Source organism: Cupriavidus sp. SK-4 (assembly GCF_000611125.1).
In the GTDB taxonomy this organism is placed as follows: Bacteria; Pseudomonadota; Gammaproteobacteria; order Burkholderiales; family Burkholderiaceae; genus Cupriavidus; species Cupriavidus necator.
On record NZ_JFJW01000018.1, the window covers coordinates 45,080 to 71,801 of the forward strand.

General features: G+C 67.4%; 22 protein-coding genes. 14 read left to right on the forward strand and 8 right to left on the reverse strand.

Features of this window, described 5'->3' with window-relative positions:
• Positions 1–130 precede the first annotated feature (130 nt).
• The 4 genes from CF68_RS04010 to CF68_RS04025 all read right to left on the reverse strand — a co-directional run bounded on the left by CF68_RS04010 (position 131) and on the right by CF68_RS04025 (position 5,604).
• Positions 131–2,287 carry a phosphocholine-specific phospholipase C gene (locus tag CF68_RS04010; RefSeq protein ID WP_035816222.1) on the reverse strand — a complete coding sequence of 719 codons (2,157 nt, stop codon included), beginning with the start codon at positions 2,285–2,287 and terminating at the stop codon, positions 131–133.
• Between the two features lie 49 nt (positions 2,288–2,336).
• Entirely contained in the window at positions 2,337–2,570 is a 234-nt protein-coding gene (locus CF68_RS04015; RefSeq protein WP_035816223.1) for a hypothetical protein, read from the reverse strand.
• Between the two features lie 85 nt (positions 2,571–2,655).
• Positions 2,656–4,707, reverse strand: coding sequence for a LamG-like jellyroll fold domain-containing protein (locus CF68_RS04020; RefSeq protein ID WP_035816224.1), 2,052 nt, complete (start codon positions 4,705–4,707; stop codon positions 2,656–2,658).
• A gap of 177 nt (positions 4,708–4,884) precedes the next feature.
• A complete protein-coding gene (locus tag CF68_RS04025) occupies positions 4,885–5,604 on the reverse strand; it encodes a GntR family transcriptional regulator (RefSeq protein WP_035816225.1) in 720 nt (239 codons plus the stop codon).
• A 180-nt stretch (positions 5,605–5,784) separates the two neighbouring features.
• Here CF68_RS04025 and CF68_RS04030 point away from each other — a divergent pair, with 180 nt between their 5' ends.
• The 5 genes from CF68_RS04030 (at position 5,785) to CF68_RS04050 (ending at position 12,461) form a co-directional block, all read left to right on the forward strand.
• Positions 5,785–7,005, forward strand: a complete 1,221-nt coding sequence (locus tag CF68_RS04030) for an alanine--glyoxylate aminotransferase family protein (protein ID WP_035816226.1) — start codon at positions 5,785–5,787, stop codon at positions 7,003–7,005.
• A gap of 118 nt (positions 7,006–7,123) precedes the next feature.
• On the forward strand, positions 7,124–8,428 hold the full coding sequence (locus CF68_RS04035; protein ID WP_051591392.1) for an MFS transporter: 1,305 nt from the start codon (positions 7,124–7,126) through the stop codon (positions 8,426–8,428).
• Positions 8,429–8,521: 93 nt separating this feature from the next.
• On the forward strand, positions 8,522–10,048 hold the full coding sequence (locus tag CF68_RS04040) for an amidase family protein (protein ID WP_035816228.1): 1,527 nt from the start codon (positions 8,522–8,524) through the stop codon (positions 10,046–10,048).
• Between the two features lie 107 nt (positions 10,049–10,155).
• Positions 10,156–11,604 carry an MFS transporter gene (locus CF68_RS04045; protein ID WP_035816230.1) on the forward strand — a complete coding sequence of 483 codons (1,449 nt, stop codon included), beginning with the start codon at positions 10,156–10,158 and terminating at the stop codon, positions 11,602–11,604.
• Positions 11,605–11,696: 92 nt separating this feature from the next.
• On the forward strand, positions 11,697–12,461 hold the full coding sequence (locus CF68_RS04050) for a fumarylacetoacetate hydrolase family protein (protein ID WP_035816232.1): 765 nt from the start codon (positions 11,697–11,699) through the stop codon (positions 12,459–12,461).
• Positions 12,462–12,487: 26 nt separating this feature from the next.
• On the opposite strand, the gene CF68_RS35970 is transcribed toward CF68_RS04050, so the two are convergent.
• The 3 genes from CF68_RS35970 to CF68_RS04060 are packed head-to-tail and all read right to left on the reverse strand — an operon-like array spanning position 12,488 to position 15,082.
• Positions 12,488–12,637, reverse strand: coding sequence for a DUF2474 domain-containing protein (locus tag CF68_RS35970; protein ID WP_084187059.1), 150 nt, complete (start codon positions 12,635–12,637; stop codon positions 12,488–12,490).
• On the reverse strand, positions 12,637–13,644 hold the full coding sequence (gene cydB / locus CF68_RS04055; RefSeq protein ID WP_035816234.1) for a cytochrome d ubiquinol oxidase subunit II: 1,008 nt from the start codon (positions 13,642–13,644) through the stop codon (positions 12,637–12,639). The genes CF68_RS35970 and cydB overlap by 1 nt, the downstream gene beginning before the upstream one ends.
• 4 nt (positions 13,645–13,648) lie before the next feature.
• The gene (locus CF68_RS04060; protein WP_035816235.1) at positions 13,649–15,082 is read right to left on the reverse strand and encodes a cytochrome ubiquinol oxidase subunit I; all 1,434 of its coding nucleotides are present in this window, start codon (positions 15,080–15,082) and stop codon (positions 13,649–13,651) included.
• A 425-nt stretch (positions 15,083–15,507) separates the two neighbouring features.
• Here CF68_RS04060 and CF68_RS04065 point away from each other — a divergent pair, with 425 nt between their 5' ends.
• Positions 15,508–16,263 (forward strand): sulfite exporter TauE/SafE family protein, encoded by a 756-nt coding sequence (locus CF68_RS04065; RefSeq protein WP_035816236.1) that lies wholly within the window; start codon positions 15,508–15,510, stop codon positions 16,261–16,263.
• Here CF68_RS04065 and CF68_RS04070 read toward each other — a convergent pair.
• Entirely contained in the window at positions 16,260–17,201 is a 942-nt protein-coding gene (locus CF68_RS04070; protein WP_035816237.1) for a LysR substrate-binding domain-containing protein, read from the reverse strand. The two genes, CF68_RS04065 and CF68_RS04070, sit on opposite strands and share 4 nt — an antisense overlap.
• A gap of 144 nt (positions 17,202–17,345) precedes the next feature.
• Here CF68_RS04070 and CF68_RS04075 point away from each other — a divergent pair, with 144 nt between their 5' ends.
• The 8 genes from CF68_RS04075 (at position 17,346) to CF68_RS04110 (ending at position 26,672) form a co-directional block, all read left to right on the forward strand.
• Entirely contained in the window at positions 17,346–18,350 is a 1,005-nt protein-coding gene (locus CF68_RS04075; protein ID WP_035816238.1) for a tripartite tricarboxylate transporter substrate binding protein, read from the forward strand.
• Between the two features lie 23 nt (positions 18,351–18,373).
• Complete coding sequence (locus CF68_RS04080; protein WP_035816240.1) at positions 18,374–19,897, forward strand: UxaA family hydrolase; 1,524 nt, start codon at positions 18,374–18,376, stop codon at positions 19,895–19,897.
• A 34-nt stretch (positions 19,898–19,931) separates the two neighbouring features.
• Positions 19,932–21,404: an NAD-dependent succinate-semialdehyde dehydrogenase gene (locus tag CF68_RS04085; protein ID WP_035816242.1), complete on the forward strand. Its 1,473-nt coding sequence runs from the start codon at positions 19,932–19,934 to the stop codon at positions 21,402–21,404.
• Between the two features lie 37 nt (positions 21,405–21,441).
• The gene (hpaI, locus tag CF68_RS04090) at positions 21,442–22,251 is read left to right on the forward strand and encodes a 4-hydroxy-2-oxoheptanedioate aldolase (protein ID WP_035816243.1); all 810 of its coding nucleotides are present in this window, start codon (positions 21,442–21,444) and stop codon (positions 22,249–22,251) included.
• Between the two features lie 25 nt (positions 22,252–22,276).
• Positions 22,277–23,722 carry an FAD-binding oxidoreductase gene (locus CF68_RS04095; protein WP_035816244.1) on the forward strand — a complete coding sequence of 482 codons (1,446 nt, stop codon included), beginning with the start codon at positions 22,277–22,279 and terminating at the stop codon, positions 23,720–23,722.
• Between the two features lie 156 nt (positions 23,723–23,878).
• Positions 23,879–24,967, forward strand: a complete 1,089-nt coding sequence (locus CF68_RS04100) for an MBL fold metallo-hydrolase (RefSeq protein WP_013952815.1) — start codon at positions 23,879–23,881, stop codon at positions 24,965–24,967.
• Between the two features lie 91 nt (positions 24,968–25,058).
• On the forward strand, positions 25,059–25,766 hold the full coding sequence (locus CF68_RS04105) for a PadR family transcriptional regulator (protein ID WP_013952816.1): 708 nt from the start codon (positions 25,059–25,061) through the stop codon (positions 25,764–25,766).
• A gap of 78 nt (positions 25,767–25,844) precedes the next feature.
• The gene (locus CF68_RS04110) at positions 25,845–26,672 is read left to right on the forward strand and encodes a siderophore-interacting protein (protein ID WP_013952817.1); all 828 of its coding nucleotides are present in this window, start codon (positions 25,845–25,847) and stop codon (positions 26,670–26,672) included.
• Positions 26,673–26,722: the final 50 nt, after the last annotated feature.

The following is a 26,722-nucleotide window of genomic DNA, read 5'->3' on the forward strand; positions in this document are numbered from 1 at the left end:
TGGGGGGCAGCCCGGACAGGTCCCGGACGACCGCGCAGTCTAGCGGGCCAATGTGACAAAACGGCTACGCCCGCCCGCGGCCGGAGCGGCCGGGGGCGGGCGCAGCGCTGCCCATCAGGCGACTTGCGCGTCAGCCGTTGAGGCCCATCGCCGGATCGGACACGCTGTCCTTGCCGGTTTCGATGCGCCCGGCGAAGCGGCGCGTGAAGCCGCCTTGCGCGGTAGTGACGGTGAAGTCGTACCAGTTGCCCTGGCGGGCCACGGGCCAGTGCTGCTGCAGCTGCATGCCGGCCGGCACCTCGTAGGTCCAGGGACCGTCGGTGCGGTAGGCGTTGGGCTGCACGGTGAAGGTGCAGGGGGCGCTGCCGGTGTTGATCATGTCCACGTACACCGCGGCGTTGGCGATGTCATAGCAGACCCGGATCTCCGGCGCGCTGGCACCCGCCGCGGTCACGGCCCCCACGTTGCCGCGGAAGGCGCGGTGGAAGCCGTTGGGGCCAAGCACCCACAGGTCGTACTTGCCGTCGTCGCTGGCAAAGACGTCCCAGCTGCCATGCAGTTCCTTGCCCGGCTCGACCATGTAGCGGCGCGGCACGCGGTCCAGGTGCAGGCGGTCGTAGACGTGGAACACCGCCGCCGCGGTGCCGGTGTTGCTGAACAGCAGCCACACCGCGCGCTGGTCGCGGGCGTCTTCGCGGGCGCTCACGTGCAGCTCATAGGGCAGGGCGCGCGACGGGCGCGTGCCCGTGTCCTGCTGCGGCATCTGCTGGCTGCTGGCCGAGGGCAGCGGCACTTGCGGCAGCACGCCTTGCGCGGTGCGGATGGCATCGGCGCTGGCCTTGTCGCGGTTGGGCAGCGTGGGCAGCGGGTTGGTGTTCGGGCTGACGAAGTTGAAGGCCGAGGTCAGGTCGCCGGCCACCGCGCGGCGGAAGCTGCTGATATTGGTCTCGGCCACGCCAAAGCGGGCTTCCAGGAAGCGCAGCACCGAGGTGTGGTCGGACACCTGCGAGTTGACCCAGCCGCCGCGGCTCCATGGCGAGACCACGTACATCGGCACGCGCGGGCCGGGGCCGTAGGGGTGCTTGTCGACGTGGTATTCCGGCCTGACCTGTTGCGGGTCGAGCGTGGTGGCGCCGGCCAGCGTGTCGCCGTCGTAGGCGGGCGCGCACGGCGGCGGCACGTGGTCGAAGTAGCCGTCGTTCTCGTCGAAGTTGATCAGCAGCACGGTCTTGCTCCAGACCGCCGGGTTGGCGGTCAGGGCATTCAGCACCTCTTGCGTATACCAGGCGCCCTGCACCGGGCTGGAAGGCCCGGGGTGCTCCGAGTACGTCGCCGGCGCCACGATCCATGACACCTGCGGCAGCTTGCCCGCGGCAACGTCGTCGCGCAGCGATTGCAGGAAGCCGCCGTCAGGCATGGTGTTGGCCACGCCCTTGAGCAGCGGGCTGATGGCGTCGTCGGCGCTGGTGTAGGCCGGGTAGGGGCTGCCGTTGGCTTGGTTGCCGCGCGCGGCGTTGGCGTCGCGATATTGCTTGAAACCCGCAAGCGGGTTGTCGGTGAAGTTGTCCGGCATGTTCTGGTAGACCTTCCAGCTCACGCCGGCGGCTTCCAGGCGCTCCGGGTAGGTCTTCCAGGTGTAAGGCGGGGCCGACCCAGTGAACGAGTCGCCGCTGTTGTCGATCACCGGCCCGCCGTTGGCGCCGCCGGGGTCGTTGGTGCCGGTCCAGTGGAACAGGCGGTTGGAGTTGGTGCCGCCATGGAAGCTGCAATGGTAGGCGTCGCAGAGGGTGAAGGCATTGGCCAGCGCCACCTGGAAGTCCAGCTCGACCTCGGTGTAGTAGCCCATCGACTGGGTCTGCTTGTAGGTGGGCCACTTGTTCATGCGGCCCAGGTCCCAGGCGTTCTGCGCATCCGGGTACGAGTGCGGCGTGCCGCTGACGCGCTGCGCATTGCCGGCACTGCTGTCGAGGTGATAGGGCAGCACGGTGCGGGTGGTGCTGCCGTTGGTATAGGTCTGCTGCCAGACGTTCAGGCCGCCCGCCAGCGGGATCGGGAAGCGGTCGCCAAAACCGCGCACGCCGCGCAGCGTGCCGAAGTAGTTGTCGAACGAGCGGTTTTCCTGCATCAGGATGACCACGTGCTCGACGTCGCGGATGGTGCCGGTGGCGTTGTTGGCCGGGATCGCCAGCGCGCGGCGGATGGACGGCGGGAAGGCCGCCAGCGCGGCGGTGGCGGCGGCGCTGCCGCCGGCGAGCTTGAGGAAGTTGCGTCTGCTTTGCGGGTTCATGGATTCTGTGCCGGGTGGTTTCGGGAGGGGAGACGGGCCAGGCGCGGCTTCAGGGCGCGCAGCGCAGCTGCGGCTTCACGGCGGGCGTCTCGCCAGGCTGGTCGCTGCCATTCCCCTGGCCGGGGTTGCCGCCGGTGCCTGGGGCACCCGGCGTGGTCGGTGTTGCGTTGGGCGAGCCGGTGGGGCTGTCGCCGGAGTCGCCGCCGCAGGCGGCGAGCGCTGCGCACATCAGCACGGCGGCGAGCCAGTGCGGCCGCGCCAGGGTGGAAGGTCGGAAGGTCATGGTGTCAATCTCCTGCAGGGGATCGGGCGGGGGGGGGAGGGTCGGTGAGGAACCCGTTCCGTGAGGAAGCGGGTTCCGGCCGGATTTATGGATTCAGCGTGGACAGCGGCTGGCGTGCGCCGGTGATGGCCTTCAGCTCGTCCAGCGACAGCACGCGCGTCCACATCGCCAGGTCGTTGAAGCCCATCACACCCTTGAGCGCGCCGGGGTTGTTGCCCACGTAGTTGTGCGTGGCATCGTCGTTCACGCCCCAGCCGGTGCCGAGCCCGGCCAGCTTGGTCACGTCGGTGTTGGCGATCGCCTTGTTCTCGGTCTTCTGCAAGCCCAGCACCGGATCGATGACATAGGCGCTGAAGCGCCTGGCTGCCGCGTCGACCGACAGCGCCAGGTAGGCCCACTGGTTGGCCGACACCTTCATGCCGTTGATGTCGTCGCGCTTGCCGCTGCCGCTGCCCAGGTTGAAGCGGATCTCGCAGCTGCCGAACAGCGCGACGGCAATGCCGGGGTTGCCGCCCGAGATGTAGTTCTTGTTGGACAGGATGGGCTCGCCGGTGCCGTTGCCCTGGGTGCAGTCGGTGCGGAACCAGAAGCCGATGGTGAATTGCGGGCTTTGCGTGATATCGGCAGCGTTGTACGCCAGCTTGTAGCTGTCGACACGCGAGTCCAGCCGCAGCGACTGGCCGCTGAAGTTGTCGGCAGCCAGCGTGCCGCCGTCGAGGCTTGCCACCCAGGGGCCGAGCGTGGCGGCGTTCCTGGCGTCGGCGAACGGCTTGCTGTCGAGGCTGAAGTACGTGGCCAGGCCATTGAGCAGCGTCGGCGCCAGCGTGACCGGCTTGACGTAGTGGATCTGCGCCAGGTACGACACCGGCACGTCATTGCGCACCAGCGTGTAGTTGAACTGGTACAGGCCCGTGGCTATGTTGAAGGCCTTGTCGGTGAACTGCCGCACCTCAGGTCCCAGCGAGGCGATCTGCACGCCGTCGCGCAGGACGCGGGTGACGCCGAAGGCTTCGGTCGGGTTCTGCCAGCTCAGCGTGATGGCGTCGTTGTACTGGCTGATGCTGGCGCCGATGGCTCGCACGCCTGCGGTGGCGGCGGTCAGCGCGGAACCGTCCAGCCGCGTGGTGGCTGGGTCAAGCGCCACGCCGGCGTGGGACAGCACGGTGGGGACGATATCGGCTTCGGTCGGCAGCGCGGACAGGTCCGCCGGGGTGTCCGGCGCTGCTGCGCCAGGTTTGGCCAGTGCGCCGTTGAGCGCCTTGTTGGTGGCGAGGAAGGCGGTGCGGTTCTCCACCGTCGGCACCGTGGTGGTGGCGCCGGTGGCATCCAGGCCGTGGCTGGTGGTGACCATCACCAGCCAGTCTTCACCGGGCTGCCCCTGGCTGCGCGCGGCGACGGCGCCGAGCAGCTCGCCCAGCGCCTTGTCGATGCCGGCCAGGGCCGTGGCATAGGCGCCGTTGCCGAAGCCGCCGGCTTCCGCCGCCTGTGCCGGCGCGCTGTATTGCGCAAACACCACGCCATAGCCGGACTGCACCTGCCGCACGGCGTTCTGCGTGACGCAGCTGTCGACCCCGGCGCAGTCAACCAGCGTATCGAGCATGCCCGCTTCCTGCTCGGCCTTGAGCAGGCCCGGCAGCGCCCCCGAACTGGTGGATGCGCCTTGCTGCAGGCCGGGTTTGCCGGCCGCGCGCAGGTAGCGGAATACGGTGGGAGCCTGCAGTGCGGTGCTGCCGGTATCGTCTTCGATGCCGTGGCGGTTGGCCCAGGCGCCGGTCAGCACCGTGGCCCAGCTGGGCGCGTCCAGCGGCGGCTGCGCGGTGATGGTGCCGGGCATGCCGCCGGTGGCTGTGGGCACCAGGTTCAGCCGGGCCAGGTTGGGCAGCTCACGGCGCAGCAGCGCGCCCTGCACCTGGGCATAGGTGGCACCGTCAACACCGACCAGCAGCACGCGCGGGCCGCCGGCACCGGCAGGCGGCGGGGTCTTGATGGTGGTGTCGTTCGGTGCGGTTGTCGGCGCGGCGTCATCGCCGCCGCCGCAGCCGGCCAGTGTTGCCGCCAGTGCGGCGATCATGGTGGCGGCCAGCACACGGCCGCGCGACATCCCCGCCAGCCTGCCCGGTGCAAGGTTCCCTGCCATCTTTGATTCCCCTGTTCATCTGCGTTGTTGTGCGCCGGCGGCAGGTGCCGCGTGGCGGATTGCGTTTGCCGCAATGCGCTCGCAGAGTAAGAACCGGGGTTGTCACCGTGGTGACAGCGGGGCAAAGAATGCTGATGGGGCTATTCGGATTCTTGGGGTGAGGGTGGCGCCAGCGTCCTATGCCTGGGGCGTGCCAACGGCATCGCCTGCCTGGATCAGCAGCACCGCGTCGCGCTTGTCCAGCAGGTGCTGGCGCAGGATGGCGGCAAGCCGCTTGCCATCGCGCGCCTCAAGTGCCTGCAGCATCTCTTCGTGGTCGTGGATGGCGCTGTCCCACTTCGGCTTCTGATAGTTGGAGCGGAAGCGCAGCGCCTGCAGCCGCCGGTTCACCGACAGATAGGTCTGGCGCAGCGCCGAATTGCGGGCGGCCAGGTTGATGCGGTCATGGATCTGGTGGTTGATCCGGTAATAGCCGGGCAGGTCGTCATTTGCCCGGCAAGCCAGCATCGCATAGTGCAAGGCCTTGATCTCGGCCAGTTCCACGGCCGTGATGCGTTCGCAGGCCAGTTCGCCGGAAAAGGCTTCCAGCCCGCTCATCAGCTCAAACGTGTCCTGGATCTCCGCCCCGGACAGGCGCGATACGGTCGCCCCGCGGTTGGGCGAGATATCGATCAGCCCCTCTGCCGCCAGCACCTTCAGGGCCTCGCGCAGCGGCGTGCGGGAGATGCCCAGGGTCTCGCACAGTTCGCGCTCATTGAGCTTTCTGCCCGGTTCCAGGGTGCCCTCGACGATGAAGGTGCGCAGGTGGGCCACCACGGTGTCGTGCAAGCGTTGCCGTTCGAGCCTGGGCAGTACCGGGGCCGGCGAATCCGTGCCGGAAGTTGCGACCATTTGCATTCAAAATTCCTATCGCGTGATTGCGTTCAATTTTAGCAGACTCTCAACTGGAACTCAAAAACGCAGGTAAACCCTTAATTTGTCGGGTAAACGCTAGAGAATTTCCACGCAATCCTCGCTGTTTTTCCGTCACTCATCTGATAAAGTATTTTGCATTCAAAACTCAATAGGAGGAGTCAAATGCTGAATCTCAACTTCCATCCCGCCGGCCGCCACTTCCTGCAGATCCCCGGACCGAGCCCGGTTCCCGATCGCATCCTGCGCGCCATCAGCTATCCGACCATCGACCATCGCGGCCCGGAATTCGGCGCGCTGGGCCTCAAGGTGCTGGACGGCATCAAGAAGATCTTCAAGACCGAGCAGCCGGTGGTGATCTATCCGGCTTCGGGCACGGGCGCCTGGGAAGCGGCGCTGTCGAACACGCTGAGCCCCGGCGACACGGTGCTGATGTTCGAGACCGGCCACTTCGCCACGCTGTGGAAGAAGATGGCCGAGAACCTGGGCATCAAGCCCGAGTTCCTCGGCCTGCCGGGCGTGGAGGGCTGGCGCCACGGGGTGCAGGCCGACATGATCGAGGCCCGCCTGCGTGCCGACAGCGCGCATGCGATCAAGGCAGTGTGCGTGGTGCACAACGAGACCTCGACCGGCGTGACCTCGGATATCGCCGCCGTGCGCCGTGCCATCGATGCGGCCGGACACCCGGCGCTGCTGCTGGTCGACACCATCTCCGGGCTGGCGTCCGCCGATTACCGGCATGACGAGTGGGGCGTGGACGTGACCGTGTCCGGCTCGCAGAAGGGCCTGATGCTGCCGCCTGGCATCAGCTTCAATGCGGTGTCGCCCAAGGCCATCGAAGCTTCCCGCACGGCCCGGCTGCCGCGCAGCTTCTGGGGCTGGGATGAAATCATCGAGATGAACCGGACCGGCTACTGGCCCTATACCCCCAGCACGAACCTGCTCTATGGCCTGTCCGAAGCCCTCGACATGATCCTTGAGGAAGGGCTGGACAACGTCTTCGCCCGCCACCAGCGCCTGGCCGAAGCCTGCCGCCGCGCGGTCAATGCCTGGGGCCTGGAGATCCAGTGCGCGGACCCCTCCGTCTACAGCCCGGTGCTGACCGGCGTGATGATGCCCGAGGGGATCGACGCGGACGTGGTGCGCAGGAACATCTATGACCGCTTCAACATGTCGCTCGGCGCCGGCCTGGGCAAGGTCAAGGGCCGCATGTTCCGCATCGGCCATCTGGGCGACTGCAACGACCTCACGCTGATGGCCACGCTGGCCGGCTGCGAGATGGGCCTGAAGATCTCGGGCGTTGCGCTCGCGGGCAGCGGCACCGTTGCCGCCATGGACTATCTCGCCGCGCACGCCACGCCGCTGTCGCTCAAGGCTGCCGCCTGACGCAGCCACTGCCATCCGAGACGGGGGCGGGCGCCACGTGTGCGCAACGCCCCCGCCGGACTGATCACAACGGATCAGCGCAGCACCGCGGTACCTGACAAAAAACAGAGGAGACGCTGTGGATACAACCCTGCAGGCGGGAACAAGGATCAGGACGTTCGAGGATGCGACCTATCGCAAGGTGAGCTGGAGGCTGGTGCCATTCCTGATGGTCTGCTTCCTGATTGCTTATCTCGATCGTGTCAACGTAGGTTTTGCCAAGCTCCAGATGTCGCAGCAACTGGGCTTCAGCGAAACCGTCTACGGGCTGGGAGCCGGGATTTTCTTTATCGGCTACTTCCTGTTCGAGGTGCCGAGCAACCTGGCATTGCACAAGTTTGGCGCCAAGGTGTGGATCGGCCGGATCATGATCACGTGGGGGATACTCTCCGCGTGCTTTGCGTTCGTGCAGACGCCAACCCAGTTCTACACGCTGCGCTTCCTGCTGGGGCTGGCCGAAGCCGGCTTCACGCCAGGCATCGTGTACTACCTGTCGTGCTGGTACCCGTCGCACCGGCGTGCCAAGATCATGGCCATCTACTGCATGGGTTCGCCGCTGTCCGGCATCATCGGCAATCCGCTGTCCGGCTTCCTGATGGGCAGCATGGCCGGCGTGTCTGGCTGGGGCGGCTGGCAATGGATGTTCATCATCGAGGCGGTGCCGGCGATACTGCTGGGTGGCTTCTGCTTCTACTACCTGGACAACTCCATTGCCAAGGCCAAGTGGCTCACCAGCGACGAAAAGCGCGTGCTTGAGCTGGCCAAGGCTGAAGACGTCAAGACGGTGGACCCGCAGGCACGTGTCGGCAAGGTGTTTACCGATCCGCGCGTCTGGCTGATCAGCCTGATCTGCTTCTGCTATGTCACGGGCCAGTACGGCATCACGCTCTGGCTACCCACGTTCATCAAGTCCACCGGTGTCAGCGACCCGCTCCATATCGGCATGCTGAGCGCGATACCGTATATGGCGGCCATTGTCGCGATGTACTTCTTCGGCCGCAGTGCCGACAAGCATCGCGAGCGGCGCTGGCACCTGATCATCCCGTGCATGATGGGCGCGATCGGCTTCCTGGCGTTGCCCTGGGTCATGCACAGCACCGCGCTGTCCCTGGTGTTCCTGTCGATCGCCGCAGCCGGCATCCTGACCTGCACGCCGCTGTTCTGGTCCCTGCCGACGGCTTTCCTCAGCGGCGCGGCGTTGGCCACGGCCATCGCCATGAGCAACTCGATCGGCAACCTTGCCGGCTTTACCAGCGGCTACATGATCGGCTACCTGCGCGACGTGACCCAGAGCGGCAACAGTGCCTACTACATGATTGCCGGGATGCTGATGCTGGGTGCGTTCTGCATCTGGACAATACCTGCCCGCCTGGTCAACCGATAGCGAGACAAAGCGGGGTGCGGCACCGTGCCGCTGCCCCGCCTGCCCATCACCTCCCAAACACTTCGCGCCCTTGCCGGCGCATGGAAGGCTCTCATGACAATCTCGTACGAACCGGTGCCGGACGGCCCGGGCCAGCACGCGCCGTTCAGCGTGGTGGAAGCCACCGTTGCAGGCGCGCATGCCGCGATGCGCGACGGCAGGCTGACGGCGCGCCAACTGGCCAGCGCATGCCTCGCGCGCATCTCGGCCTATGACCGGGGCGGTCCCGCCCTGCGCAGCATCCTGCAGCGCAACCCGCAGGCGCTGGAAGAGGCCGGACGCATCGACGCCATGGCGGGGCGCAACCCAACGCGGGCGCTGCCGCCGCTGCATGGCATCCCGGTGCTGGTCAAGGACAACATCGAATGCGGCGGCATGGAAACCACGGCCGGCGCCGCCTGCCTGCGCGGCAACCTGTCCACCGACGATGCCTTCGTCATCCGCCGGCTGCGCGAGGCGGGCGCCATCGTCCTGGCCAAGACCAACCTGCACGAGCTTGCCTCCGGCGGCGAGACGGTCAGCACCCTGTCTGGCCAGACCCTCAATCCCTATGACCTGACCCGCACGCCCGGCGGTTCCAGCGGCGGGACCGGCGCCGGCATCGCAGCCAGCTTCGGCCTGCTTGGCATCGGCACCGACGGGGTCAATTCCATCCGCTCGCCGGCCTCGGCAAACAACCTGGTCGGCCTGCGCCCGACCATGGGCCTGATCAGCCGGGCCGGGCTGGTCCCTTGCGGGCTGACGCAGGACACCATCGGCCCGATCACCCGCACTGTCGCCGATACGGCGCTGCTGCTCGATGTCATCGCCGGCTATGACCCGGCCGACCCGGTCACCAGCCAGGGCGCGCCCCACATCCCGGCGAGCTATGCCGCCAGCCTTGACCGCGACGGACTCAGGGGCGCGCGCATCGGCGTGCTGCGCCATTTCTTCGGCGACCAGGATGTGCACCGTCCCGTCAACGCCGTGATGCAGGCAGCGCTGGCCACCATCGCTGCACAAGGCGCCGAGCTGGTCGCCCTTGACGACGCCATCAGCCCGGATGAGTTGCTGGCCTCCACGCTTGTGCACCACTACGAGATGGAGCGCGATCTCGATGCCTACCTGGCCGGGCTGCCCCCCGGCGTCCCGGTGCGATCGATGAAGGACATCATCGCTGCCGGCTCTGTCCATCCAAGCGTGGCGGGAACCCTCGCCACCGCAGCAGCGCTGAGCGAGCGGGAAGGGGAGTACCGCGAACGCCTGCAGCGCCAGCAGGCATTGCGCCAGCGGCTGCAGCACCTGATGGCGCGGCATCGGCTTGATGCGCTGGCATTTCCGCACCAGCGGCGCCTGGTGGTGCCGGTCGGCGAGACCCAGGCAGAGCGCAACGGCGTGCTTGCGTCGGCCACCGGCTTTCCGGCCATCGTGATTCCGGCCGGATTCTCAGCGCCGGACGGCAACGCACCCCAGGGTGTGCCGGTCGGGCTGGAGTTCTTTGGCCTGCCTTTCACCGAACCCGTGCTGATACGGCTGGCCTATGCGGCCGAGCAGGCCTTGCGCGCGCGCCGGCCGCCGCACTCGACGCCCGCGCTGGAATAGGCGCGCGCCGGAACGAAGTTTTATCGCTGCTCTACAAACGCCCCGGACACGGCGGCGACATGGTCGCGGACATAGCGCGACAACCTCGAAACGAGGAGGAGACAAAGATGGGCGCAGAAACTGTAGTTCAATCGCCGAATTCCCCACAGCAGCATGAGCTCGACCGAGCCATGGATGGCATCGGGGTGACGGCATCGCACAAGAAGATCATCTTCATGATCATGCTCGGGGTGATGTTCGATGTCTTCGAACAGAACGCCGTCGGCCTGATCGGCCCCATGCTGCGCGAGCAGTGGGGCATCTCGGTGGCGGAGATCGGCTTTCTCAATACGCTGACCTTCAGCGCCGCCGCGCTGGGACGCATCGGCTCCGGCTATATCGCGGACCGCTACGGCAGGCGCACGATGCTGAGCGCCAACCTGCTGCTGTTCACGCTGGGCGCCATCATCTGCGCGCTGGCACCGAACTATGGGGTGCTGGCGGTGGGCCGCTTTATCGTCGGCATCGGCCTGGGCGGGGAGATCTCGATCGCCGTGACCATGCTGGCCGAGCTGTGCTCGACGCGCTTCCGCGGTACCGCGGTGGGGCTGGTCAGCGTGGGCAGCGGCGGCCTGGGCAATATGCTGGCACCGGCCTTCGGCCTGGCGGTATTCGCCATGTTCCCGGGTCCGGACAGCTGGCGCTGGCTGTTTGCCTGCCTGGTGCTGCCGGCATTCTTCGTCGTGTTCTACCGGCGCTTTATTCCGGAGACGCCGCGCTTCCTGCTGTCCAAGGGGCGCGTGGACGAGGCCAACCGGGTGCTGTCGGTGCTCGCATCCGGCCGCCTGGGCAAGCTCGACGTCGAGCCGACGCCCTATATCAAGGCCGCGATCCAGGACGACGCGCCGCGCACCAAGGTGAGCCTGAGCGACATCTTCAAGGGCCGCCTGGGACGGCGCACGATCGCGCTGGGGATTGCGGTGTCCATGACGTACGGCGCGCAGATCTCGGTGCTGACGCTGATGCCGACCATCCTGATGTCGCAGGGCTACACCATCTCCAAGAGCTTTCTCTTCACCATGGTGATGCAGAGCGGCAGCCTGTTTGGCGCGCTCGCGGCGTCGTACTGCGGCTATCACTTTCCGCGCAAGCGGGTGCTGACGATAGGCGCGGGACTGGCCTGCGCGGCCGGGTTGTGCTTCGGCTTCCTGACGTATAACGTGGGCCTGGTGCTGCTGTTCGGCGCGGCCTTCACCTTCTGCGTGGTGTTGCTGAACACGTCGATCTGGATCTTCGCGCCGGAGCAGTATCCCACCCACGTCCGCGCGTTCGGCACCTCGCTGATCCTGGCGCTCGGCACCCTGGCAGGGGCGCTGACGCCGCTGATCAGCGGGCGCGTGTTCGAAACCTACGGCGTTGGCGGCATGTTCAGCATGCTCGCGGCGATGTACGCAGTGTTTGCGCTGGCCGTGCAGTTCGCGCCGGAAACCTTCGGCCGCGCCATGGGCGAGACCGCCGCCGACGACGAACCCGGGCCTGCGGTCAGTGGCACCGCGGCCAGCGCCAGCGGTTCCTGAGACCGGCCCGCTCCCGGCAGCGTGCTGCGCGCGCTTGCCGGGAGCGGGATACCGGGCAATATTCATCCCTCATTCAAGGAAATACCCAAGGCATGACATCTTCCAATATCGATCGGGTCGCGCAGGCCCTGCTCAGCGCGCGTAGCGAACAGGGCTGCGCCGATGCAGAGCAATTTGCCACCGTGCTTGAGAATGCCGAACAGGCCTACGCCGTACAGTCGGCCGTGGCCCGCGCGCTTGGCTGGCAAGTGTCAGGCGCCGGCTACTGGAAATCCGGCGGTGCCTCGCGCGAAGCGGTGCTGACACATGCCCAATTGCCTCCGGCCGGGGTCTGGACCAGCCCAGCGCATGCCGGCGACTGGCATTTCACATGGCGCGGCATCGAGGCGGAAATTGCGTTGCGGCTGGGGCAGGGTGTTGACGCCGCGCAGGCTGCCGCGCTCGACTTTGCCGGTGCGGCCGGGCTGATCGATGCGATGGCGGTGTCGATTGAAGTCGTCGATTCGCGCTGGCGGCAGTATCTCGCCACGCCCGCGCTGCTGAAGCTGGCCGACCTGCAGTCCCACGGCGCCCTGGTGCTTGGCGAATGGCGTGACTATGCCGCGCGGGACTGGGCAGCACAGCATTGCCGGGTGCGGATCGGCACGCAAGCGACCGAGCGCCGCGGCACCCACGCGCTGGGCGATCCGGCCTATGGACTGGTCGCCTGGCTGCGCCACGCCACGCGCGACGGGCGACGCGTAGAGGCCGGCACGGTCGTCACCACCGGCACCTGGGTCGGCATCCTGGACGCATCGGCAGGCGACCTGGTGACTGCGGAGTTCGATGGCATCGGCGAGGCCTCGGTCCAGCTCTGAGGACGGCGTTGCCCTTGGGCGGGGCGTCAGCTGCGCAAGCCGACGCCCTGCATGATGATCCGCAGCACCCACGCGGCCACGCCCAGTGCCGCCACGCTGGCGGCCCAGATCAGCACCAGCCAGCCGATGCGGCGCAGCCAGGTGCCGGTCCCCGGGCGCTGTGTATCCATATCCATCAGTGGTAGCCCTCGCCGTGGCGCACCTTGCCGCGGAACACGTAGTAGGCCCACACCGTGTACATCAGGATGAAGGGGATGATGAACAGCGCCCCTACCAGCGCAAAGCCCTGGCTTTGCGGCGGCGCGGCGGCGTCCCAGATCGAGATTCCCGGCGGGATGATATTGGGCCAGACGCTGATTGCCAGCCCGCTGTAGCCCAGGAACACCAGCCCCAGCGCGTACATGAACGGCGAGATATCCGGTTCGTGCCGCAGCGCGCGCATCAGCATGAACATGCACAGCGCCACCAGGATCGGCACCGGCGAGAACCAGAACAGGTTGGGCAGGCTGAACCAGCGCTCGGCAATCTCGGGATGCGTCAGCGGCGTCCACAGGCTGATCACGGCGATCACCGCCAGCAGCAGCCACGCCAGCGTGCCGGTCAGCTTGATCATGCGCTGCTGCAGCTCGCCCTCGGTCTTCATGATCAGCCAGGTGCTGCCCAGCACCGTGTAGGCCACCATCAGCCCCACGCCGCAGAACAGCGGGAAGGGCGTGAGCCAGTCCAGCGGGCCGCCGGCAAAGCGGTGGCCCTCCAGCTTGATGCCATCGATATAGGCGCCCAGCGCCACGCCCTGGAAGAAACTGGCCGTGGCCGAGCCCAGGATAAAGGCGGCATCCCACACCGGGCGCTCGCGGTCGTTGGCCTTGAAGCGGAACTCGAACGCCACGCCGCGGAAGATCAGGCCCAGCAACATCAGCATTAGCGGCAGGTAGAGCGCGCTCAGCACCACCGAATACGCCAGCGGGAATGCCGCCAGCAGCCCGGCGCCGCCCAGCACCAGCCAGGTCTCGTTGCCGTCCCAGACCGGCGCGACAGTATTCATCATCACGTCGCGGTCATGCCGGTCCGGCACGAACGGGTAAAGCATGCCGATGCCCAGGTCGAAGCCGTCCATCACCACGTACATCATCACGCCGAAGAAGATGATGACGATCCAGAGAAGCGAGAGGTCGATGCCCATGGTGTCAGCTCCGGGTGCGTGCAGTGGTGGCGGGGGCGAGCGCTTCGTCGTCATCCACCGCTGACAATGGCCGTGCCGGCGTATGCTCGCGTCCGGGGCCGCCTTCCGGCTTGGTTTCTTCCAGCGCCGGACCCTTGCGCACCAGCCGCATCATGTAGGCGATGCCGACGCCGAACACGAAGAAGTACGCCACCACGAAGATCGCCAGCGTCACCGCCAGCTCTGGCACGCCGTGCGGCGACACCGCGTCGGCGGTGCGCTGCAGCCCGTAGACCACCCACGGCTGGCGCCCGACCTCGGTGGTGAACCAGCCGGCCAGGATGGCGATCAGGCCGGTGGGCCCCATCCACAGCGCCATATGCAGGAAGCCGCGCGAGCGGTACATGCGCTCGCCCCGGCGCAGCAGCAGGCTCCACACGCCCAGCAGGATCATCAGCAGCCCCAGCCCCACCATCACGCGGAACGACCAGAACAGGATGGTGGAATTGGGCCGGTCCTGCGGCGCGAACTCCTTCAGGCCCTTGATCTGCCCGTCCCAGGTATGGGTCAGGATCAGGCTGCCCAGGCGCGGCACCTCGACCGCGAAGCGCGTCTCTTCGCGCGCCATGTCGGGCCAGCCGAACAGCAGCAGCGGCAGGCCTTCATTGCCCTTGTTCTCCCAGTGCCCTTCCAGCGCGGCGATCTTGGCGGGCTGGTGCTTGAGCGTGTTCAGGCCGTGCATGTCGCCGATCACGGCCTGGATCGGCGCGACGATCAGCAGCATCCACATCGCCATCGACAGCATCTTGCGGATGGCGGGGTTGTCGCGCCCGCGCAGCAGGTGCCAGGCGGCGGAGGCGCCGACGAACAGCGCCGTGGCCAGGAACGCCGCCACGCTCATATGCACTAGGCGGTAGGGGAACGACGGGTTGAAGATGACTTCGAACCAGTTGGTCGGCACCACGCGGCCGTTGATGATCTCGAAGCCCGCCGGCGTCTGCATCCAGCTGTTGGATGCCAGGATCCAGGTGGCGGAGATCAGCGTGCCGAGCGCCACCATCACCGTGGCAAAGAAATGCAGCCCCGGCCCGACGCGGTTCCAGCCGAACAGCATCACGCCCAGGAAGCCCGCTTCCAGGAAGAACGCGGTCAGCACCTCATAGGTCAGCAATGGCCCGGTGATGCTGCCCGCGAACTCGGAGAAGAAGCTCCAGTTGGTGCCGAACTGGTAGGCCATCACCAGCCCGGACACCACCCCCATGCCGAAATTGACGGCAAAGATCTTGGACCAGAAGTGGTAGAGGTCGCGGTAATGCGTGCGCTGCGTGCGCAGCCAGCAGCCTTCCAGCACCGCCAGGTAGGCGGCCAGGCCGATGGTGATCGCCGGAAAAATGATGTGGAAAGAAATCGTGAACGCAAACTGCGTGCGGGCGAGGTCGAGCGCGGTCAAACCAAACATTGTTGTTCTCCGTGGCGCTGGCCTGGCGCACGCCTGGGACGGGCGCGGCACTGCCGTCTGGCAGGCCGGGGCCGGTCGGCAGGGCGCGCCGGGGCGCGGGCCGTAGGCGCGTGCGGTAAAGCGTAGTGTACGCCGCGCGCGCAGCAAAGGGCACTGTTGCTACCGGTGGCGTACGGGTGACATATCGCCGCACCCGGTGCCGCCGGCGCCGCTTAAAGCGGCCCGGTGCCCTTGTCGATGGCAACCATGCTAACGGAGCCGGGACGAACAGAACAGCATCACCTCATTGAAAAAATACCGTATCAGTTTTGCGCGGCGCAGCAGAGTCAGCGGCTGACAAGCGGGGCAAAGAAGTGCATAGTCATGCGCTTCTCAGAAGCCCTTGAACATCGCGTCTGCCACTACCTGACGCAGCCCTGCTTGCCATGGATTCCACCTTGCTGATCGTGATCGCCGGCGCCGCCGTGGCCGGCTTTGTCCAGGGGCTGTCGGGCTTTGCCTTCGGCATGGTGGCGATGTCGTTCTGGGCCTGGGCGATCGAGCCGCAGCTGGCGTCGGCCATGACCGTGTTCGGCGCGCTTACCGGCCAGCTGCTGGCGGCGGTGTCGGTGCGGCGCGGGCTGTCGTGGCGGAGGCTGTGGCCGTTCGTGGCCGGCGGCGTGGCCGGCATCCCCTTGGGCGTGGCGATCCTGCCGATGCTCGACGCACAGTGGTTCAAGGTAGTGCTCGGCGGCTTCCTAACCCTGTGGTGCCCGGTGATGCTGATGGTGCGCAAGTTGCCCCATATCGGCGTGGGCGGGCGCGTGGCCGATGGCGTGGCCGGTGCGGCCGGCGGCGTGATGGGCGGCATCGGTGGTTTTACCGGCGTGATCCCCACGCTGTGGTGCACGCTGCGCGGCTTCGACAAGGACGAGCAGCGCGCGGTGATCCAGAACTTCAACCTCGCCACGCTGGCCATGACCATGGCCGCCTATGTGGGCAAGGGCATCGTCACGCGCGAGATGCTGCCGATGTTCCTGGTGGTGGCGCCCGCAATGCTGGTGCCCACGCTGTTGGGCACGCGGCTTTACCTGGGTATCAGCGAGGCCACCTTCCGCAAGGTCGTGCTGACGCTGCTGACCGTATCCGGCGTGGCGCTGCTGGCCACTTCGGTGCCCGTGTTGATGGCGCGCGCAGGCTAGACGGCTCTGATCTGCGCCGCAGCCTCGCGCAGGCATTCCACCAGTTGGTCGGTGCCGAGCGACGGCGCCCGCTCGCGCAACGTGATGATGCCGACCGGGGGCAAGTCGACCGGCACGGCCATCTTCAGCACGTGCAACTGGCCTTCCTCCTGCAACGACAGCGCCACCGACTCAGCCATGAAGCCGGCCGCGCCGCGCTGGCCGACAAAGGTGGCCTGCGCCAGGTAGGACGAGGTCTCGATGACATCCTGCGGCGGGTGCAGGCCGTGCCGATAGAAGGCCTGCTCGATCTTCACGCGCAGCGAGGCCCACGGCGGCGGCAGCACGCAGGGCATCGCCGCCAGGTCGGCCCAACTGGGGCGGGCCTTGCGCGCCAGCTTGTGGCCGCGCCGGACCACGACCACCATCGGTTCTTCATAGAGGGCTTCGGTCAGCAGGTCCGGCGCGGCATAGCCCGGCTCCAGCCGGCCCACGATCAGGTCCAGCTCGCGCAGCCGCAGCTTGGGCAGCAGGTGGGTCAGGTCGCCTTCCTCCACCAGCACGGTGGCGCGCGCGTGGCGGTCCTTGAGCGTGCCCACGGCCTGCGCCAGCAGCACCGGCAGCGCCGCCCCCATCGAGCCCACGCGGATGCGGCCGGAAGCGCCGCTCTGCACCGCGGCGATCTCGTCGCGGGTCTGCTCGTACTGGGCCAGCACCGAGCGCGCAAAGCGCACCAGCGATTCACCGGCGGGGGTGGGCTCGGTGCCGCGGGTGGAGCGCGTGAACAGCGACAGACCCAGCATCCTTTCGACTTCGGTCAGCACCTTGGACACTGCCGGCTGGCTCACGGACAGGAACTCCGCTGTGCGGCCGAGGTGGCGGAACTCATCCAGCGCCACCAGCAGTTGCAGGTGGCGCAGCTTGATATTGGAGCGCAGCGCGCGATCGATCTGTACCATGCCCGCCAGTCTATCTAACCTTAAGGTTATGAAGCAATGCCGTTCTTTGATTGGATTGTTATGTTGAGGCGCGACAGAATGCGGGCATGACGAGGCTGGCTGCGCCGGTCCCGCCGATAATGAAAACATCGGAGACACCCGCAAATGACCCAAGGATTCCCCATCGATTCCAAGCGCCGCCGCCTGCTCATCGGAGCTGCAGCGGGTGCTGCCGGCATGCTGCTGCCTGCTGCACGGGCGCTGGCCGCCGAGTATCCCGATCGTCCCATCACCTTTATCTGCCCTTGGCCGGTGGGCGGCACCGCTGACCAGTCAATGCGCGCGCTGTGCCAGGTGGCCAGTGGCATACTCAAGCAGTCGATCGTGGTCGAGAACCGCGCAGGCGCCTCCGGCATGATCGGCACCAAGGCCCTGGCGCGCGCCAATCCGGACGGCTACACCATCGGCCAGATCCCGATCTCGGTGACGCGCTTCGCGCAGCTCGGCATGCTGCAGCTGGACCCGCGCACCGAGCTGACCTACCTGGCGCGTACCTCGGGCCAGACCTTCGGCATCGCCGTGCCGGCCGGCTCGCGCTACAAGACGCTGCAGGACGTGGTGGCCGCCGCCAAGGCCAGCCCCGGCAAGATCACCTATGCGCACGCCGGCATCGGCGGGGCCACCCACGTCGGCATGGAGCAGTTCGCGCTGGCCGCGGGCATCCAGTTCAACGCGATCGCCTACAAGGGCGGCGCCGCAGCGCTGCAGGACGTGCTGGCCGGGCAGGTGGACCTGCTGGCCGATTCCAGCTCGTGGGCGCCGCACGTGGAAGCCGGCAAGCTGCGCCTGCTGGCCACCTGGGGCGAACAGCGCGCGACCCGCTTCAAGGACACGCCGACGCTCAAGGAGCTGGGCTACAACGTGGTGGTGGAAGCGCCCAACGGCATCGGCGCCCCGAAGGGCCTGCCGCCCGCCGTGGAAAAGAAGCTGCGCGACGCCTTCCGCGCCGCGGTGGCCAGCAACGAGTTCAAGCAGGTGGCGGCGCGCCTGGATGCGCCCGTGATGTACCTGGACGGTCCTGACTACAAGAAGTACGTGGCCAGCGTCTATGACCAGGAAACCCAGCTGATCCAGCGCCTCAAGCTGAAAGAACTGCTGCAGCAAGGCTGATTGCCGTCCAAGGCCAAGTCCAAGTGAATCCGAATCCCGTCATCCGCCTGCACGCCAACGACAACGTGCTGGTCGCCCGCAGCGACCTCAGCCTTGGCCAGCAGCTGGCCGACCCCGCCGTGCGCGTGCGCGCGCAGGTGCCGGCCGGCCACAAGATCGCTGCCTGCGCCATCGCGGCCGGCACGCCGGTGCGCAAGTTCGACACCGTCATCGGCGTGGCCGCGCGCGATATCGCCCAGGGCGACCACGTGCATTCGCACAACCTGACCCTGGTCGATTTCTACCGCGACCCGGCGTTCTGCCAGGACGTGCGGCCGGTGGACTATGTGCCCGAGGCCCGGCGCGCCACCTTCAACGGCTTTGTGCGCCCGGACGGACGCGTGGGCACGCGCAATTTCATCGGCATCCTGTCGTCGGTCAATTGCTCGTCCACCGTGATCCGCCAGATCGCCGCGCATTTCACAGCGGAGCGGCTGGCAGCCTTTCCGAACGTCGATGGCGTGGTCGCCTTCGCGCAGACCAGCGGCTGCGGCATGTCATCGCCGAGCGAGCACTTCGACGTGTTGCGCCGCACGCTGGCCGGCTATGCGCGCCATCCCAACCTGGCCGGCGTGCTGATCGTCGGCCTGGGCTGCGAGCGCAACCAGGTGGCATCGCTGGTGGAATCGCAGGGGCTGGAGCCGGGCCCCGCAGTGCATACGCTGGTGATGCAGGATAGCGGCGGCACGCGTGCCACCATTGCCGCAGGCATTCGCGCGATCGAATCGATGCTGCCCGCGGCCAATGCCGCGGTGCGCCAGCCGGTATCGGCCAGCCATCTGAAGATCGGGCTGGAATGCGGCGGCTCGGACGGCTTTTCCGGCATCAGCGCCAACCCGGCGCTGGGCGCGGCGATGGACATCCTGGTGCGCCATGGCGGCACCGCCATCCTGTCCGAGACCCCGGAAATCCACGGCGTGGAATTCATGCTCACACGCCGCGCGGTGACGCCCGAGGTCGGCCAGAAGCTGCTGGACCGCCTGGCCTGGTGGGAGCGCTACACCGCCGGCCACAACGCCCAGTTCAACGGCGTGGTCGGCCACGGCAACCAGCAGGGCGGCCTGGCCAATATCTTCGAGAAATCGCTGGGCTCGGCCATGAAGGGCGGCACCACGCCGCTGCAGGCGGTGTACGAATACGCCGAGCCGATCGACCAGGCCGGCTTTGTGTTCATGGACTCGCCCGGCTATGACCCGGTGGCCGTCACCGGCCAGATCGCCAGCGGCGCCAACCTGATCTGCTTTACCACCGGCCGCGGTTCGATGTTCGGCTCCAAGCCCGCGCCGACGATCAAGCTCGCATCCAACTCGGCGATTTACCACCGCCTGGAAGAAGACATGGACATCAACTGCGGGCTGGTGCTCGACGGCGAGCTGACCGTGCCGCAGATGGGCCAGCGGATCTTCGAACATATCCTGCGCGCAGCCTCCGGCGAGCCGACCAAGAGCGAAGCGCTGGGCCTGGGCGACAACGAGTTCGTGCCCTGGCACCTCGGCATCGTCAGCTAAGCCGCCTCCCGCCAATCTCCTTTCCTCCACACTTATGCTGACGCTTTCCGAGCAAGCGCTGCTGCGCAGCCAGAACCTGATCGACGACCGGTGGTGCAATGCTGGCCTTGGTGCCCGCCTGCAGGTCGCCGACCCGGCCACCGGCGAGACCTTTGCCAACGTGCCAGACAGCGATGCCGGCGATGCCCGCCTTGCCGTCGATGCCGCCGCTGCCGCTTTTCCGGCATGGAGCCGCCGGCCCGCGCGCGAACGCGCCCAGTTGCTCAAGCGCTGGCATGCGCTGATCCTCGCGCACCAGGAAGACCTGGCGCGCATCATCTCGACGGAGCAGGGCAAGCCCCTCAAAGAAGCACGCGGCGAGGTGCAGTACGGCGCGTCATATGTCGAGTGGTTTGCCGAAGAGGCCACCCGCATCTGCGGCGATATCGTCGCCGAAGCCGTGCCGGGCCGCAAACTGCTGGTGCTGAAGGAACCGGTGGGCGTGGTCGCTGCGATCACGCCGTGGAACTTCCCGCTGGCGATGATTGCCCGCAAGATCGCCCCGGCGCTGGCCGTCGGCTGCACGGTGGTGGCCAAGCCCGCCGAGGACACGCCGCTGACCGCGCTGGCGCTGGTATGGCTGGCGCAACAGGCCGGCATGCCCGCGGGCGTGCTCAACATCGTCACCGCATCGCGCGAGCACACGCCGGGCGTGGTCGACGCCTGGCTGGCCGACAGCCGCGTGCGCAAGATCACCTTTACCGGCTCCACGCCCGTGGGCAAGCACCTCGCGCGCGAATCGGCGGCCACGCTGAAGAAGCTGTCGCTGGAGCTGGGCGGCAATGCGCCCTTCATCGTCTTCGAGGACGCCGATCTCGATGCCGCGATCGATGGCCTGATGGCGTCCAAGTTCCGCAACGGTGGCCAGACCTGCGTGTGCCCGAACCGCGTCTATGTGCACGACGCCGTGCACGACGCCTTTGTCGAGCGCCTGGCACAGCGCGTTGGCGCGCTGCATGTCGGTCCGGCCACGGAAGAGGCCGCGCAGATCGGTCCCATGATCAATGCCCGCGCCGTCGACAAGATCGCACGCCATGTGGAAGACGCCGTCGCCCGGGGCGCGCGCGTGGTCACCGGCGGCAAGCGCGTGCGCACCGCCGATGGCCCGCACTACTACGCACCAACGGTGCTGGCCGATGCGACCCCCGCGATGGAGCTGTCGTGCGAAGAGACCTTCGGCCCGGTCGCGCCAATCTTCCGCTTCCGCGATGAAGCCGAGGTGATCCGCGACGCCAACGACACCCCGTTCGGCCTCGCTGCTTACTTCTACTCCAACGACATCCGCCGCATCTGGCGCGTGGCGCAGGCGCTGGAAACCGGCATGGTCGGCATCAACGAGGGCGCGATCGCGGCAGAGGCGGCGCCGTTCGGCGGCGTCAAGGAATCCGGCTACGGGCGCGAGGGCTCGCGCCACGGGCTGGACGACTACATGCATACCAAGTACCTTTGCCAGGGCCAGCTCGGCTGAAGCGCCGGGCCCATCGATCATCGAACCGGAACACACCATGCCCGCAAACAATCCCTTCAAGACCGCACTGGCCGCCCGCCAGGCGCAGATCGGCCTGTGGCTGTCGATGGCAACGCCGTACCTGGCCGAGGTGTCCGCCACCGCAGGCTTTGACTGGCTGCTGATCGACGGCGAACACGCCCCCAACGACCTGCGCTCGACGCTGCACGCGCTGCAGGCGGTGGCGCCATACCCGGTCCAGCCCGTGGTGCGCGCCGTGGCCGGTGAAGTGCCGCTGATCAAGCAGTTGCTCGACATCGGCGCGCGCAGCCTGCTGGTGCCGATGGTGGATACCGCGGAACAGGCCCGCATGGTGGTCAGCGCCACGCGCTACCCGCCACAAGGCATCCGCGGCGTGGGCAGCGCGATTGCGCGCGCCTCGCAGTGGAGCGCCCGCACCGACTACCTCGATGTGGCCGACGATGAAGTCTGCCTGCTGGTGCAGGCCGAAACCGTCACCGCATTGCAGAACCTGGAAGCAATCTGTGCGGTGGATGGCATCGACGGCGTCTTTATCGGCCCGGCCGACCTGGCTGCGTCGATGGGCCACCGCGGCCGCCCCGGACACCCGGAGGTGCAGGCCGCCATCGAAGGCGCGATGCGTACCATCATCGCCAGCGGCAGGGCCGCCGGCACGCTAACGTCGGACCCGGCACTGGCACGCCGCTACCTCGACCTGGGCTGCACCTTCGTGGCCACGGGCGTGGACGTAATGTTGTACGCCAACGCCGCGCGCAAGCTTGCCGCATCGTTCCGTGCGCAGCCCGCGGACGCTCCCGCTGCAGACAAGCTCTCCGCCGCGTACTGACCTGTATTTCCTAGGCCTTACACACATGCCAGCTGACCTCCCGACCCCAGACACCACCTTGCGCGCGATGCATGCCATCGTCGGCGCCAACGCCTGCCGCAGCGGCGACGCCGACACGCAGGCCTATGTGACCGACTACCGCGGCATCTACCGCGGCCAGGCCCAGGTAGTGGTGCTGCCGTCATCGACGGAAGAGGTCAGCCAGGTGCTGCAGTGGTGCCACGCCCAGCGCGTGCCGGTGGTGCCGCAGGGCGGCAATACCTCGCTGATGGGCGGCGCCGTACCGGACGACAGCGGCACCGCCGTGGTGGTCAACCTCAGCCGCATGAACCGGGTGCTGGACATCGACACCATCAACGACACCATGACCGTGCAGGCCGGCGTCACACTGAGCGCGGCACGCGGCGCCGCCGAGGCCCGGCAGCGCCTGTTCCCGCTGCGCATCGGCTCCGAAGGCTCGTGCCAGATCGGCGGCAACCTGTCGACCAATGCCGGCGGCACCGCGGTGCTGCGCTACGGCAATATGCGCGACCTGGTGCTCGGCATCGAAGTAGTGCTGCCCGATGGCCGCATCTACTCGTCGCTGCGTGGCCTGCGCAAGGACAACACCGGCTACGACCTCAAGCACCTGTTCGTCGGCGCGGAAGGCACGCTGGGCATCATCACCGGCGCCGTGCTCAAGCTGACGCCGCAGCCGCGCAGCAGCGCCGTGGCCTTTGTCGCCGTGCAGGACCCCGCCGCGGCCGTGGCCTTGCTGGGCGAAGCCAAGCGCCTGTCCGGCCAGGCCGTGACCGCGTTCGAGCTGATCTCGCGGCCCGCGCTGGAACTGGTGCTTGAGTATCTTGGTAACGTGGCTTCCCCGCTGCAGGACAAGCACGACTGGATGGTGCTGATCGAGCTCACCTCCGGCACCGATGCGGAAAGCCTGAACGCTACGCTGATGGAAATCCTCGAATCCGGCTTCAGCCAGGGCCTGGTGCAGGACGCCGCCGTGGCCGCCAGCCTGTCCGATGCCCAGACCTTCTGGCGCATCCGCGAAGAGATCTCCGACGCCCAGACCCGCACCGGCGGCAGCATCAAGTGCGATGTCTCGGTGCCGCTGTCGCGCATCGCCGCGTTTGTCGAGGAAGCCTCGGCCAAGGTGCTGGAACTGGTGCCGGACGCGCGCATGGTGATCTACGGCCATATGGGCGACGGCAATGTGCACTTCAACCCGCTGCGGCCCAGGGATCAGCCAGGCAAAGCGTTCCTGGCTCAGTGGTATGAGCGGGTCTCGGCGCTGGTCGACGGCATGGCCCACGCGGAAAACGGCTCGATCTCGGCCGAGCATGGCATCGGCGTGGCCAAGCGCGATGACCTGACGCGCTACAAGTCCCAGGTGGAGCTGGAGCTGATGTGGCAGGTGAAGCAGGCGCTTGATCCGTTGAACCTGCTTAATCCGGGCAAGGTGCTGCCGGCGCCGGCCCGATAGCTCACGGCTATTCCACACCACGGAACGCGGGCAGGGCGCGCGTAGCATGAATCGCCCATCTGGGCTAAGGTATCTGCTATCCAGAACGCGCGGAGCCGGGGCATTGCCGCACCGGCCACTGCGCACAGCACGGCCGGCCCACCGGCCCAGATACCGATGAGCGCCCATTCTCCCGACATCGCCCTCGCAGCTGCCCCCATCTCCCTCGAAAAGCCCGAACTCGACTACCCCTGCGGTGACGCCCCCGAACCCGGCCGCGCCTGCGAGGTAGCGCCCGGTGTACTGTGGCTGCGCATGCCGATGCCGCTGGGCCTGAACCACATCAACCTGTGGGCCATCCGCGACGGCAATGGCTGGGCCGCCGTCGACGCCGGGCTGCAGACGCCGGAAACCGCCCAGGCCTGGCGCGCGCTGTTCGCCGAAAGCGGGCCGCTCGCCGGCGGCCTGACGCGCCTGTTCGTGACCCATATGCACCCCGACCACATCGGCATGGCCGGGTGGCTGACCGGCAAGTTCGATTGCCAGCTGTGGATGACGCGGCTGGAATACCTGATGTGCCGCGTGCTGGCAGCGGATACGGGACGAGCGGCGCCGGATGACGCGACCGATTTCTATCGCAAGGCCGGCTGGGACGACGAAGCGATCGAGGTGTACCGCACCCGCTTCGGCGGCTTCGGCAAATATGTCCACGCCTTGCCCGAGAGCTTCCACCGGCTGTCCGATGGCGACACCGTGCGCATCGGCGCGCACGACTGGCAGGTCATCGTCGGCACCGGCCACTCGCCCGAACATGCCTGCCTGTACTGCCCGGCGTTGAAGCTGCTGGTGTCCGGCGACCAGGTGCTGCCGCGCATTTCTTCCAATGTCTCGGTGTTCCCGACCGAGCCCGATGCCGATCCGATGCAGGACTGGCTGGCCTCGCTCGACAAGGTACGCGCCGCCGTGCCGGACGATGTGCTGGTGCTGCCGGCGCATAACGAGCCGTTCCGTGGGCTGCATGCGCGCATCGATTATTTGCGGGCGAGCCAGATGCAGGCGCTGGACCGGTTGCGTGGGGCGTTGGGGACGCCGAAGCGGGCGGTGGATGTGTTTGGTGAGTTGTTCTCGCGCCCCATCACCGGAAGCGGCGGGCTGCTGGGGATGGCTACCGGCGAAAGCATTGCGCACCTGAACTACCTGCTGGAGCGGGGCGAGGCGGTGCGCGAGACCGGTTCCGATGGCTGCCACTGGTACCGCATGAGGTAATCCCGGGGCGGCGGGAATTGCCGCGTCGCCTTGACTTCCGATCGTACGATATATATCGTAAGATATGTTTTACGACATATCGGAGGTAATCATGCGCCATCATTCCCACCCTTTGGGCTTCTCAGGCCGCGGCCGTCACCTGTTGATGCGCCTTGTCCCGCACTTTGAGCGCCACTTCGCCCACCACGCCATGGGCCGCCACGGCGGCGGCTTCTGGGGCGGCGGCCATGACGACGGCTTCGGCCCGGGCGGCGCCGATGGTCCCGGCAGCTTCGACGGCGAAGGCTGGCGCCGGGGCCGCAAGTTCAGCGCCGATGACCTGCAGTTGCTGCTGCTCGCCATGCTCGAAGAGAAGCCGAGCCACGGCTACGAACTGATCAAGGCGATCGAGACCCGTACCAACGGTTTCTACAAGCCGAGTCCCGGCGTGGTCTACCCGGCCCTGACTTACCTGGAGGAAGTCGGCTACGCCACCGTCGATACGGAAGGCAACAAGAAGCGCTACCAGCTGTCCGAGCCCGGCAAGGCCCACCTGGCGGCCAACCGCGAGCGGGTCGAGGTGATGATTGCCAAGCTGCGCCACGTGGCGCGCAAGGTGGAGTGGATGCGGCGCGCCATGAGCGGCGAGCCGCAGGCTGAGCCGGAGCAGGGCGGCTGGCTGCCCGAGCTGATGCAGGCCCGTGCCGCGATCAAGCGAGCCATTGCGCTGCGCAGCGATGCGGGCGCCGACGAGCAGCGCCGCATCGCAGAAATCCTGCTGCGCGCGGCGGCTGAGATCGAAGCGGTCCGCAAGGCCTGACGCGTGGCACTGACGCTGGCTGCGGCCATCGGCAACCTGACCCGGCAGGCGCCGGGTTTAATCCCAAGGATTTCCAATATGAGTGAGAACAACCAAGCCTCCGCACGCGACTTGACTGTGCAGCGCGTGCGCCATCCGCTCAAGATGCGCCTGCTGCAGGTGGTGCGCACCACGCAGGTGTCACCGCAGCTGCTGCGCGTCACGCTGGGCGGCGCTGATCTGCAGGACTTTGTCTCGGCGTCGTTCGACGACCACGTCAAGGTCTTCTTCCCGGTTGATGGCGCAGACAAGCCGGTGTTGCCGCAGGTCACCCCGGACGGCATCACCTTCCCCGAAGGCCAGCCGCGGCCGGCCGCGCGCGACTACACGCCGCGCCGCTACGACGCGGCGAAGCAGGAACTGGATATCGAGTTCGTGCTGCATGGCGATGGTCCCGCCTCGACCTGGGCTGCCCAGGCGCAGCCGGGCCAGTACCTGGGCATGGGCGGGCCGCGCGGCTCGTTCGTGGTGCCCACGGCGTTCGACTGGCACCTGCTGATCGGCGACGATACCGCGCTGCCGGCAATCGCCCGGCGCCTGGAAGAGCTCGGGGCCGATACGCGCGCCATCGTGGTGGTGGAAGTAGGCGATGCCGCGGCGCAGATTCCGCTGCCGACGTCCGCGCAATGCGATGTGCATTGGCTGAATCGTGGCGATGGGCTGGAAGGCAGCCTGCTGGAAGGGGCGCTGCGCAAGCTCACGCTGCCGCGCGGCGAGGGCTATGCGTGGGCCGCTGGTGAAGCGGCGGCGATGAAGGCCGTGCGCCAGTATCTGGTCAGCGAGCGCGGCATCGACAAGAAGCGCATCCGCGCATCGGCCTACTGGAAGCGCGGCGACGCGGCGGTGCACGAGACGCTGGACGACTGAGCCACGGCGGCGATATGGTGTACGAGGGCGCGGCGTTGCCATAAGATGGC